We start from the raw sequence: 12217 nt of genomic DNA on the forward strand, positions 1-12217 counted from the left end.
CTCCTTTTTAAATGTCTATTTAATTTTAGTTTTTATTTCTTCTATGGCTTTTTTAAGCTGAGTATCCTCCTTTAAGTTTTCTACTCCTATCTCATCTACTCCTTCAGGTAATTCCACTACTATATCTGGTTCAATACCTATACCATGGATATTTACTCCATTTGGTGTAAAATACTCTGAAATCGTTAGTTTTAGTCCTGACCCATCATCTAAGTCCTTTATCCTTTGAACAACCCCTTTACCAAAGGTAGTAGTTCCTATTATCGTTCCTCTATTATGATCCTTAATTGCACCTGCTAGTATTTCTGATGCTGATGCTGAACCACCATTTACAAGTAATACCAATGGATAATCAACCATTGACTTTCCTGATTTCTCGTAAGTTCTCTTACCATCCTTAGTTTGAGTATATACTACAACTCCTTCTCCCAGTAACTCATCTGCAATCTCTACACATCTATCTAATAGACCACCAGGATTATTTCTTAAATCTATGATTAAGCCTTTAATATTTTTTCTTCCTAATTTGTCTAATTCAGTTTTAAAATCTTTATATGTTAAATCATCAAAGGATGTAATATTTATGTATCCTATATCATCATCGATTATATTTGATTTTACAGTAACCAATCTTATTATTTCTCTAATAAGTTCTAAATTAAATATTTCGTCTTTTCCTTCTTTATTTTCTCTCAGAAGCGTTAAAACCACTTTAGTATTAGCCTCACCTTTCATTACTTTAACTGCCTCATCCATTTTATCTGCTGGAAACTCAACGCCATCTACTTTTAATATTTTATCTCCACTTTTTATTCCTGCTTTTTCCCCAGGAGTACCTTCTATAGGAGATACTACAGTTATTATATTGTCTTCCCCAGGTGTAACTACTACTCCAATTCCTGCATAGGTTCCACTTGTCTGTTGTAAAAATGAAGCAAATTCATCTTGAGTCATATAATTAGAATATGGATCTTCTAAGGATTGAAGCATTCCCTTTAATTGTCCATCTATCATTTTTTTTGTATCTACATCCCTCAAGTAATTTTGTTTTACATATTCTTCTACAGCTATTACTTTGGAAAATTCATTATATACAGATTTAAGCTGTCTATATTCTGCCAAAGGAATATATGCCTTGTTATTAAAACTTACACTCATTAAATTTGTTAGACCAAAAGTTGCTATGTTTGTAATAAGTAAAAGAACTACCATTAAAGTTATGACTTTCTTCTTGGACATTTTCTCACTCCCATATTTTTAGGTTATACAATTATTGTATTTATTTTCTATTAAGATTATACCATTCAATTTAATGTATTACAAAGATTAAAGAATCAGCTAGGACTATAATCCTAGCTGATCTTAATTTCTATATATTATTTTCCCTTTAGCCATGGTGTTGGATCTACATAGGAACCATTTTTTCTTACTTCAAAATGGCAATGTGGTCCTGTAGAATTTCCTGTATTACCTACTTTGGCAATCGTATCGCCTTTCTTTACTTCTTTGCCTACTGATGCTACTAGAGATGAATTGTGTCCATAAAGAGTAACTATACCACCACCATGATCTATCATTATGGTTTTACCATATCCACCTAATGTACCTGAGTAAATTACAGTTCCACCATTGGCCGCGATAACAGCTGTTCCTGTAGGAGCAGGTATATCTAATCCTGTATGTAACTTCTTGGTCTTAAAAATAGGATGTATTCTATAACCATATTGAGAACTAATCCTTGAATGCCCTGGGACTGGCCATGACATAATTCCACCTGAATAAGGTCCTGTATTTTTCTGTAACTTTACTATCTTTGAATCAATTTCCTTAGCGAATTCAATTAATTTATCCTCTTCTTTTTCTAATGCCTTTATATCCTTTTTTAATCTTCCCATTAAATCTTCTTTTTCCCTAGTAGCTTTTACTAAATCACTTCTCCTAGCTTCTAGTTTTGTTTTCGATAGCTCAACTGATTTTTTCTGCATCTCCAAATTCGTTTTCTTTGTATCTATTATATCTCTTTGTTCTCTCATGTATTGGATTAACTCTGTATCATGCTCTGCTATGGATTTTATCATATTTCTTCTAGATAAAAAATCTTTTATACTAGAAGATGACAATAAAACTTCTAAATACCCTACATTTCCATTTCTATACATTACTCTCATTCTTTTATTAAAAGTATCTTGTTTTTCATTAACATTTTCTTCTGCTTCTGCTAACTCAACAGTTGTTTTTTCGATATTAACCTTTAGGTTTTCTAATTCTTTTTCTACTTTATTAAGTTCATTACTGGCAACATCCACTTTCTTATCTAAATCTTCAATTTGCCTTGATACATCCTTTGATTGATTTTCTACTGCCTTTATCTGATTTTTATTTTGCTGAATCTGTTTAATAACACCTTTTTGTTGCTGTTTCAAATCATTCATGGTATCTGCCGCGTAAACTTGAATAAAGTTAAATGTAAATACTAAAGCTAGGACTAAATATACTTTTCTCTTATTTCTACTCATAACCCATCCCCCTATACATTTAAAAAACGTTTTAAAGATACGATACTCCCCAAAGCACCTATTCCTATACCTATGGCTGAAAACATAATTATTATGTCTTTCATCAATAGAGTAGGTGGCACTAGCCATACTGTAAATAAAACATAAAGTTGATCACTTACCGATCTAAAGAAATAATCATATCCATAGTTTATTATGGCTATGGACAATACTGCTCCAATTAGTCCAAATAATATTCCCTCTATAATAAATGGTCCTCTTATATATCCATTAGTGGCACCTACATATTTCATTATATTTACTTCTCTTTTTCTTGAAGTCACTGTAATTTTTATTGTATTAGAAATAATAAACACTGATACTAATACTAGAATTCCTATTACAACTAGGCCACCAATTCTTATATAATTTGCAAATATTAATAGCTTGTCTATTATGTCTTTATAATAGTTTATATATTCTATCCCATCTATTGTATCAAGTTTCTTAACTACTTCATCTGCATCTTTTATATCCTTTAGCTGAATTATATATGAATCTTGAAGTGGATTATCTTCTTCAAGACCTTCTAATAAATAACTCTCTTCTTCCCAATCTTTTTTCATTATTTCTAGACCTTGTGCCTTTGATTGAAAAATCACTGATAAAACTCTCTCGTCTTCCTTTATGGTCTCCTCTATCTTGTCCACATCTTCAGTTGTCAAATCATCTTCTAAAAATACTTGTATCTCATCAAATTTAGTCTTTATCTCCATTGCCACATTATTTATACTAAGAACTAAAATTATCACTACACCTAATATCATAAGTACAGCTGATATGGATCCAATTGATGCCAGTCCCATACTACGGTTTCTCCACATACCTTGGAATCCTTGTTTTAGTATGTTTTTAAATACTCGAAATCCCATCGCCATACCCACCCTTCTGTTCATCTCTTACTAGTTTTCCTTCGTTAATTTCGATTACTCTCTTTTTCATATTATTTACTATATCTTTAGCATGGGTTGCCATAAGTATTGTAGTTCCCCTTCCGTTGATTTCAGATAAAACTCTCATTATTTCCCATGCAGTCTCTGGGTCTAAGTTTCCCGTAGGCTCGTCTGCAATCAGTACAGGAGGACTGTTTACTATGGCTCTGGCAATGGAAACTCTCTGCCTCTCTCCACCAGACAACTGGTCTGGAAAACTAGATGCTTTTCTACTTAAATCCACCATACTAAGAACCATTGGTACATTTCTCCTTATTTCCTTAGGATGAGCCCCTATTATTTCCATGGCAAAAGCTACATTTTCATATACCGTTTTATTTGGTAAAAGTCTAAAGTCTTGAAATACTACCCCTACATTTCTTCTTATATATGGTATCCTTCTATTTCGTACTTTTGTAATATCCATATCCTTTAAAATTATTTTACCTTCTGTAGGCTCTTCTTCTTTTAATAAAAGCTTAATTATGGTGGACTTACCTGCCCCTGATGAACCTACTAAGAATACAAACTCTCCCTTATGTATATCCAAACTTACATTAGTAAGTGCCTTAACGTTGTTATCATACTCTTTACTAACATTTTCAAATTTTATCAACCATTTCACCTCATCTTTTGTCATATATTATATAAAATTAATGGATTTTCAAAAAGGTTATCTTGTGATATTTTTATAAAAAGATTTTTTACTTTCCCTTCTTTGTATATTATAATATAAACTGTGAGATAAATAAACCTTAAGAGGTGATTTTTTGAATAAAAAGACTTTAAGAAAAGAAATATTAGGAAAAAGGTCTGAGTTATCAAGGGAAGAGATAATAAAATATAGCAATATTATCTCAAATGAAATTTATGAAATGGATCTTTATAAAAATGCTAAAAGGATTATGTGCTTTGTTAGTAATGGTACTGAAGTTGAAACCCATCCATTAATAGAGCAAGCTATAAAAGATGGTAAAAGTATTGTTGTACCAATTACTATCTCTGAAACTAAAGAACTTTTAGTATCAGATGTCTATAGTCTTTCTGAACTAGAGGTGGGAGATTATGACATAGAAGTTCCTAAGAAAAAGTTTACAAGAATTGTAGATCCTAATACTATAGATCTAATTTTAGTTCCTGGAGTAGCTTTTGCTAAAGATGGATATAGAGTTGGTTATGGTGGAGGCTATTATGATAGATTCCTATCAAAATTATTAAATCCTACTCCTACAATCGCAATAGGCTTTGATTTACAAATTGTTGATAAAGTACCTACTGATAAATATGATCTTCCTGTAGATATGATTGTAACAGAAAAGAGAATTATTCATTGCTAATAGATAGAAAAATAATAAAAATACTAAGAGAACATTTGCAGGACACGATTTAATTCTTAGTGAATGTAAGCTGAAAAGCCGTTAAGCAGTTTGCACTGTTTGAGCGTAACGAGTTTGCAAACTGTAGGATTTTTAGCTGGAATGATTATGACCTAACCCAGTGGATGAACGTAGTGAATGAGCTGTAGGTAGGTCAAACGCAACGAATGCCAATTTTATCGACCGTAGGGAGAATAGAATTGTGCAATGAGACTGCGTCGAATTATTCGTGTCCGAAACAGTGAGCGTGTATCTTTTATCATTTTTCAATACACCTATGAATGAATGATAATAAAATTAATTTAATCCAACCTTTTAATTTGGTTTATTGATGGTATAATATATAGGGTGTTTAATTTGTTATTTTAGGAGGAATTATAATGGTAAGAGCCGTAGGAACTACATCAAGGGGGATTAGAACTCCTATTGTAAAGGAAGGTGACGACCTAGTTAACATAGTTGTTGATTCTTTATTAAAGGCTTCAGAGGCTGAGAACTTTAATATCTACGATAGGGATGTTTTAGGAATTACTGAATCTTTATTAGCTAGGGCACAAGGCAATTATGCCACTGCTAAAGCTATAGGTATAGATATTAAAAGTAAATTCCCTTCCACTATTGGGCTGGTCTTTCCTATTTTGAGTAGAAATAGATTTTCAATTATATTAAAGGGAATAATTGAAAGCGGAAGAAAAGTCGTATTACTTTTATCCTATCCATCAGATGAAGTTGGGAATCATCTAATGGATATAGATAAAATGGATCAGTTAAAAATCAATCCCTATACAGATATATTAACGGAAGAAGATTATAGACGTCTATTTGGTGAAAAGGTAATCCATCCTTTTACTGGGGTAGATTATGTAGATATATATAAAGAAATAGGCAAAGACAATATAGAGATAATATTTTCTAATGATCCAAGAACTATTTTAAACTATACTAAAGATATATTGGTGGCAAATATCCACGATAGACATAGAACTAAAAGAATTCTTAAAGAATCGGGAGCAAATATTATATATGGTCTAGATGATATTCTTAATTCATCTATTGATGACTGTGGCTATAATGAAGAATATGGTATCCTTGGTTCAAATCTTGCATCTGATGACGAGTTAAAACTATTTCCAAGGGATTCACAAAGCTTTGTAGAAAAGGTTCAGGAGAAAATTAGAGAAAAGACAGGAAAAACTGTAGAAGTTATGATTTATGGTGACGGAGCTTTTAAAGACCCTGTAGGAAAGATTTGGGAATTAGCCGATCCTGTAGTTTCACCTGGATATACTAAGGGTCTTATTGGAACTCCAAATGAATTAAAGTTAAAATACTTAGTTGATACTGAGTTAGATGGTTTACGTGGTGATGATGTAATAGAAGCTGTAAAAAGTAAAATCATTAGTAAAGATAATGATATGACAGGACATGCAGAATCTTTAGGTACAACTCCAAGAAGATTAACAGATTTACTAGGTAGCCTTTGTGACTTAACTAGTGGTAGTGGAGATAAAGGTACACCTATAGTCTTAATCCAAGGTTATTTCGATAATTATGCAACAGAGTAGGGAATCCCTACTCTGTTTTATTTTTTAAAGCATCTCTTTTTAAAACTAAATCAGAAATATATAGATGATTTTGAAGCTCTTTTATTTTTGCTTCATATAAATCAATATCCATTTCTTCTCCTGTTTCCTTATTATATACTTTATTCTCTCCGCTTATATATGTGAACACATCAGTTATTACATTGCTATTTCTCAAGACTGCATATCCCTCATTTGTATTTAATAAATCTTTTCCTAAGGCATAAGGAACATCAAATCCCATTAGATTTCCTATTGTAGGAAGAATATCTATTTGCCCACCTGTTTTACTGATTGTTTGATAATCCTTTATACTTATGTCATGAATTAGTAATGGAACTTTTTGAAGCTCTATCCATTGAAATTCAGAATACTCCCTGCCTGTAAATTCCATAAGCTCCTCTGCATTATCTTTTGGTACTGCTTGATGGTCCCCATATATGACTATTAAAGTATTATCATAAAGTCCCTGTTCCTTTAGATAATCCATTAAAGAGCCTATGGCATCATCTGCATAATTGGCAGCCTTTAAATAATATCCTAAGAATGTTCCTTCATATTTCCCCACATCAAATTTATATTCCTCAAAATATTTAAAATTAAAAGGATAATGACTGGACAGAGAAATCATGAAACTATAAAATGGTTCTTCCTTATTTATTTTATCTATAGTTTGTTTATAAAAAGATTTATCTCCTAATCCCCAACCAACATATTCATTTATTTCGAATTTCTCATTACTGAAAAACTCATCAAATCCTAATGCATTATACATTATAGATCTATTCCAAAAGGTTGGATTATTTGCATGGGATGCATAAGTTCCATAACCCTTGTTCTTTAAAATATTACCTATGGAATTATAGGTATTAGTTGGATAAAGGAAATAGGCACTTCCTTCCTTCGCAGGATACATAGATGCATTAGATAATAATTCGGCATCAGAAGTATTTCCTCCCCCTGTCTGATAATATATATTATCAAAATATAGACTTTCATTTATTAGAGCATTTAAATTAGGTGTTATTTCTTCCCCAGATGGAGTTCTAGCATTTATTACAAATTCTTGTAAGGCTTCCACTTGAATAACTATGAGATTTTTCCCTTGAGATATTCCTCTATGATTTGTATCTTCTATGTCTCTATTATTAAAATAAGCTTCAAATTCCTCTAATTCTTTATTATTCATTTTACGATTTCTAAAAATAGTATTTTTAGTAAATTCCTTTATATCATAATAATGGTAATATGCTATACCTCCATGTTTTATAATATGGTTATTATCATAAGAAAATGTTGAAGTATCTGCATTTTTAAATGATATAAATATTAACAATATTCCTGCCATTGATATAACCAATGTTTTAAATACTCTTTTTAGAAATGATTCTCTATTATTTCTATGAAAGAAGTTTTCCTTAAATAATCTGTTAAACAAAAATAATATAAATACTATTACTGGAATATCCAATATATATACTAAGTCTTTAATTTTCACTAAACTTAATATACTATCTCCTAAAGAACCTACAAATCCTATTTGATATATAGTTGTTACACTAAGGGCACTATAATAATATCTATAATATACTGTATCTGAAAATAATATAAAGCTAAAGATCAAATTGAAAATCAATAGTCCTAAAGACTTTTTCTTATTCGATATTAATATTACAATAGATAAAAGTATTATACACATTCCTAAATTGGCAACCAACATCATGGTATTTTCAAATTTAAAATATGGTATACGATTTAATTTTGTAGTAAATTGAAAATAAAATATTTTAACTAGTATTGCACCCAAAAACATTAAAAAAATCAGAATATCTTTTAATCTATTGTTTTCAAAGTTTATGTTCTTTCTAAATAGTTTTTTTAATCTGTGTACCATTTTGTCCTCCTTCTCTTTATTTTGTTTAATTTTATACAATTTAAAGTTTATCATAAAAACATTAATTTTTATAGTTCTTTTCAATATCTTCATTTTAAAAAGCCATATCAAATGCTATAATATTATATAAATAATTATTTATATTTCATGGAAGGATTGAGAAGATGATAAATGTTCTACATTTAATTAATATTACAGGAGGTGGCGGTACAGAAAATTATATCTATTCCTTAGCAAAAAAATTGCATAATAATCAGTGTAAGTTCTTTTTAGTCTATTCAGAAGAAGGTCCTAGTCTAAATCTATTTAAAGAGTTAGGTATAGAAACCATTCAATTGTCTATGAATAGTCCCTATGATTTTAAAGCTGCTAAACAGCTAAAAAAAATATGTGCTGATAAGTCTATTGATGTAATTCATACTCATTTTTTAAGAGAAAATTATATAAGTATTATTTCTAAAATCTTAGGAAATAATGTAAAACTTATTAATACTCGACATATGCTTATAAAAAACAGTAAATCAGTTGCATATTCCAATAGATTTATGACAAAATTCAATTATAAGGTTATAGCTGTAAGTAAAGCTGTAGAAGAACTTCTTATAGATGAAGGTCTTTCGCCTAATAAAATTAAACTGATTTACACTGGTATAGACTTAGATAGTTGGTCTAGTGAAAAAAAACTGGAATTTAGAAATGAATTTAATATAGATAAAGATGAAATTCTTATAGCCTCAGTTGCAAGATTTTCTGAAGAAAAAGGTCATGAATTCTTAATAAATTCTATTGCTGTCATGAAGCAAATCATGGAATCTAAAGGAATTTCTGATTTGAAATTTAAGTTTATTCTTGTAGGCGATGGAAATTTATTAAATAAAACTAGGGAACTGGCTCAGACTTTAGATATTGATAGTGATATAATATTTACTGGTCATAGAAATGATATAAATCATATTTTAAGAGCCTGTGATTTATTTATATCTCATTCTAAATCTGAAGCTTTTGGTATCTCTATATTAGAAGCTTTAGCTTCTGGACTTCCTGTTATATCTACAGATGGTGGTGGTTCAAGGGAAATCATAACTCCAAATTGTGATTTTGGTATATTAATTCCCTATGGAAGTAAAGATAAATTAGTAGAATCCATGTTGAAGTTTTTACTTAATAAAAATTTAATAGAAATATATAGTAAGAATGGATTGAAATTTTTAAGTGAGAACTTTAATCTTGATAATACTATGGAAGAAACTTATAATCTATATAGTTAAGTCTAAATCCAAATAACAAATGAAAGGAGACAAGATATGATAATTGACAATAAGGGAAGAATCTTTGGAAAGATTAGTATTATAGACATTGTATTTGTACTAATAGGGCTATTTCTTGGTGCTTTAGTATTATTTAAACTTGGATTTATATCTAGTAATCAAGGAAGTATTGTAAATAACAATAAAGTTGAAATTGTGTTTTATCAAGAGGAAGTAAATAATTTTTCCTCAGATAATGTTCATATAGGAGACCCTGCTTCTGAAGCCTTGCAAAATGCTAGTTTTGGTAATGTTACAGATATTAAGATAGGCGAATCTGTATCTTGGGATTCAACTGTAGAAGGTAAGCAATTTTCTGCTTCAAGAGAAGGATATTCATCTATATATATAAGTATGGAAGCTTATGGTACTTTAGGTTCTAATGGAATAAACCTTGGTGGTTCTACTTATTATATTGGACAAACCATTACCCTAAGAGCTGGTAATTCAGTGTTCTATGGTAAAATTTATAGTGCAGATAAAATATAGGAGGTAGTTTTCATGAGTAAAAATAATTTAAAACCAAAAAGAAAATTCACCATTATAGATGGGATTATTATATTAGTTCTTGTAATTGGAATTGCTGCAGTAGGTCGTAAATTCAAAAAGGCACAGGTAAGTACTCCATTTGTGGCTAAATCAGATAAGATTCAAATCTCTTATTTTGTTGAAGAAGTGCCTGAATCAGCTGCAACTTCAATAGAAATTGGTGATTCTGTAAGAGAATCAATTCAAAATGCTAATTTTGGTAAAGTTTCAGATACAGTTGTAGATCAGTCCATATCTTGGTCTAGAGATGTAGATGGAAATTATGTACCCTCTACTAAGGAAGGCTATGCTTCACTGTATATAACTATGGAAGCTGACGGAATCATAGGTAAAAATGGTGTGACTATTGATAAATCTATTTATTATATAGGTCAAACCCTTACTATATATGCAGGTAACTCAATGTTACAAAATGGAAGAATAGCTGAAATTAAAAAAGTTGAATAGCCATTGGAAGGTGATAAAAATGGAATACCTTATAAATAACAGCTTAATTATTGGATATATATATAAGTTGTTAGTATTTATAAAAAATAAATTTAAAAATTCCTTAATATATGGACTCTCTAGATCCTTTGTTAAGAAAATTGAATATTATCTATCCTATAGTAAGATTTGGAACTACTTAAAAAGACCTGATTATTTAGATACTATTTGGCGAAATAGTTTTATCTATAGAGTTCTAGATAAATGTTTAAATGGACCAATTATCTTCTTTAGGAAAATTTATTTAAAGTATGAAGAAGTATTTTCTTATAGTTATATATTTAAATTTATCAAATTTTTAGTAAGTAGATTTGAAATAGTCATAGGATTAACTTTAATCTCTACATTTATAATACCAGATCATAGATGGTATAATGCTTATGGTGTATTATTTACATTAATTCTTCTGGGACTATTTATTATAAAAACTATAATTGAACCTACTAAATCTATAGATGTTTTTCACCTGGACTTTAGCTTAGTTCTATTTTTTGCTACAATAGCTTTGGCAACTGTTACATCTCTATTTCCTAAGGAAAGCATTAACTATTTTATATATTATGTAATTTCATTTATTACAGTAATTATAATTGTTAGTTCTATTGATTCAACAGCTAAATTAAATAGACTTATTGAATTAATCCTTATGGGAACTTTTCTTACTGTGCTATATGGCATATGGCAATGGAAAGTAGTTGGTATAGAAGTTAATCCTTCTTTAACTGATATAACTGTTAACCAAAGTATGTCTGGCAGAGTATTTTCAACTATGGGAAATCCTAATATATATGGAGAATTATTAGTCCTTACAATGCCATTTTTAGGTACTGTTTTTTTCAATTCAAAATCTTGGTGGAAAAAAATATTTATCATTTGTATATCTCTACCCATTGTTGTAATACTTTTGAAAACAGGATCTAGATCTGCTTGGGTATCCTTTGCAGTTGCAATGTTTATATTTGTATTCTTTAAAAATAGAAAACTGCTACCTTTTATGATTTTAATTGGAGTGCTTTCTATTCCAATATTGCCTCAATCTATTTATAAAAGAATACTCACTATATTTAATCCAAATGATTCATCCTTACAATATAGAAAACAAATCTTAGAGCCTGCTATGCCTATGTTAAGAAATTATTGGCTGACTGGTGTAGGTCTAGGAAATCAAGTATTTAATACTATATATAAAAGATATAAATCCTTTGCACTAAAAACTGTAGCCCATACTCACAATCTTTATTTACAACTTTGGTTAGAAGCTGGAATCTTAGCAATAGGAGCATTTGTATTATTCATATTCCGACTAGTTAAGAAATCTATGGTATTAATATTTAGTAAGAAAGATGATTCTATTAATAATATATTAATAGCTTGTATATCTGCAATAGGTGGATTAATGGTTATGGGACTTGCTGATCATGTATGGTTTTATAATAGAATTCTATTCTTATTTTGGATAGTGGTTGGAATATGCCTTTGTGGACTAAAATTATTAAATAAAGAGTATCAAAATGAAAACCTGACAAAATAATATT

The 12217-nt window shown here is 29.6% G+C and carries 11 protein-coding genes; 6 read left to right on the forward strand and 5 right to left on the reverse strand.

Translation table 11 applies throughout. The annotated features are described in order from the left end of the window. Nucleotides 1-15: 15 nt before the first annotated feature. The 4 genes from RBU61_RS12435 to ftsE all read right to left on the reverse strand — a co-directional run bounded on the left by RBU61_RS12435 (nucleotide 16) and on the right by ftsE (nucleotide 4103). The gene (locus tag RBU61_RS12435) at nucleotides 16-1239 is read right to left on the reverse strand and encodes a S41 family peptidase (protein ID WP_308875759.1); all 1224 of its coding nucleotides are present in this window, start codon (nucleotides 1237-1239) and stop codon (nucleotides 16-18) included. A gap of 137 nt (nucleotides 1240-1376) precedes the next feature. After that, a complete protein-coding gene (locus RBU61_RS12440; RefSeq protein WP_308875760.1) occupies nucleotides 1377-2516 on the reverse strand; it encodes a peptidoglycan DD-metalloendopeptidase family protein in 1140 nt (379 codons plus the stop codon). A gap of 11 nt (nucleotides 2517-2527) precedes the next feature. Continuing rightward, complete coding sequence (gene ftsX / locus RBU61_RS12445; protein ID WP_308875761.1) at nucleotides 2528-3427, reverse strand: permease-like cell division protein FtsX; 900 nt, start codon at nucleotides 3425-3427, stop codon at nucleotides 2528-2530. Beyond that, nucleotides 3408-4103, reverse strand: a complete 696-nt coding sequence (gene ftsE / locus RBU61_RS12450; RefSeq protein ID WP_308875762.1) for a cell division ATP-binding protein FtsE — start codon at nucleotides 4101-4103, stop codon at nucleotides 3408-3410. The genes ftsX and ftsE overlap by 20 nt, the downstream gene beginning before the upstream one ends. A gap of 154 nt (nucleotides 4104-4257) precedes the next feature. Between ftsE and RBU61_RS12455 the strand changes: the two genes are divergently transcribed. Both RBU61_RS12455 and RBU61_RS12460 read left to right on the forward strand, forming a co-directional pair. Continuing rightward, the gene (locus tag RBU61_RS12455; RefSeq protein ID WP_308875763.1) at nucleotides 4258-4824 is read left to right on the forward strand and encodes a 5-formyltetrahydrofolate cyclo-ligase; all 567 of its coding nucleotides are present in this window, start codon (nucleotides 4258-4260) and stop codon (nucleotides 4822-4824) included. 419 nt (nucleotides 4825-5243) lie between these two features. Next, nucleotides 5244-6428 carry a coenzyme F420-0:L-glutamate ligase gene (locus RBU61_RS12460; RefSeq protein WP_308875764.1) on the forward strand — a complete coding sequence of 395 codons (1185 nt, stop codon included), beginning with the start codon at nucleotides 5244-5246 and terminating at the stop codon, nucleotides 6426-6428. Between the two features lie 7 nt (nucleotides 6429-6435). Here RBU61_RS12460 and RBU61_RS12465 read toward each other — a convergent pair whose 3' ends face one another. Continuing rightward, the gene (locus RBU61_RS12465; RefSeq protein ID WP_308875765.1) at nucleotides 6436-8340 is read right to left on the reverse strand and encodes an LTA synthase family protein; all 1905 of its coding nucleotides are present in this window, start codon (nucleotides 8338-8340) and stop codon (nucleotides 6436-6438) included. Nucleotides 8341-8504: 164 nt separating this feature from the next. On the opposite strand from RBU61_RS12465, the gene RBU61_RS12470 reads away from it, so the two are divergent. The 4 genes from RBU61_RS12470 to RBU61_RS12485 are packed head-to-tail and all read left to right on the forward strand — an operon-like array spanning nucleotide 8505 to nucleotide 12213. Further along, the gene (locus tag RBU61_RS12470; RefSeq protein ID WP_308875766.1) at nucleotides 8505-9608 is read left to right on the forward strand and encodes a glycosyltransferase; all 1104 of its coding nucleotides are present in this window, start codon (nucleotides 8505-8507) and stop codon (nucleotides 9606-9608) included. Nucleotides 9609-9644: 36 nt separating this feature from the next. Beyond that, nucleotides 9645-10136: a DUF4330 domain-containing protein gene (locus tag RBU61_RS12475; RefSeq protein ID WP_308875767.1), complete on the forward strand. Its 492-nt coding sequence runs from the start codon at nucleotides 9645-9647 to the stop codon at nucleotides 10134-10136. 12 nt (nucleotides 10137-10148) lie between these two features. Then, on the forward strand, nucleotides 10149-10643 hold the full coding sequence (locus tag RBU61_RS12480) for a DUF4330 family protein (protein ID WP_308875768.1): 495 nt from the start codon (nucleotides 10149-10151) through the stop codon (nucleotides 10641-10643). A gap of 19 nt (nucleotides 10644-10662) precedes the next feature. Continuing rightward, nucleotides 10663-12213 carry an O-antigen ligase family protein gene (locus RBU61_RS12485; RefSeq protein ID WP_308875769.1) on the forward strand — a complete coding sequence of 517 codons (1551 nt, stop codon included), beginning with the start codon at nucleotides 10663-10665 and terminating at the stop codon, nucleotides 12211-12213. Nucleotides 12214-12217: the final 4 nt, after the last annotated feature.

It is taken from the genome of Tissierella sp. MB52-C2 (assembly GCF_030931715.1).
Taxonomy (GTDB): domain Bacteria; phylum Bacillota; class Clostridia; order Tissierellales; family Tissierellaceae; genus Tissierella.

Coding starts and splice junctions, on each gene's coding strand:
- RBU61_RS12485 (WP_308875769.1), top strand. CDS start 10,663: ATGGAATACCTTATAAATAACAGCTTAATTATTGGATATATATATAAG.
- RBU61_RS12470 (WP_308875766.1), top strand. CDS start 8,505: ATGATAAATGTTCTACATTTAATTAATATTACAGGAGGTGGCGGTACA.
- RBU61_RS12440 (WP_308875760.1), bottom strand. CDS start 2,516: ATGAGTAGAAATAAGAGAAAAGTATATTTAGTCCTAGCTTTAGTATTT.
- RBU61_RS12475 (WP_308875767.1), top strand. CDS start 9,645: ATGATAATTGACAATAAGGGAAGAATCTTTGGAAAGATTAGTATTATA.
- RBU61_RS12465 (WP_308875765.1), bottom strand. CDS start 8,340: ATGGTACACAGATTAAAAAAACTATTTAGAAAGAACATAAACTTTGAA.
- ftsX (WP_308875761.1), bottom strand. CDS start 3,427: ATGGGATTTCGAGTATTTAAAAACATACTAAAACAAGGATTCCAAGGT.
- RBU61_RS12480 (WP_308875768.1), top strand. CDS start 10,149: ATGAGTAAAAATAATTTAAAACCAAAAAGAAAATTCACCATTATAGAT.
- RBU61_RS12460 (WP_308875764.1), top strand. CDS start 5,244: ATGGTAAGAGCCGTAGGAACTACATCAAGGGGGATTAGAACTCCTATT.
- RBU61_RS12435 (WP_308875759.1), bottom strand. CDS start 1,239: ATGTCCAAGAAGAAAGTCATAACTTTAATGGTAGTTCTTTTACTTATT.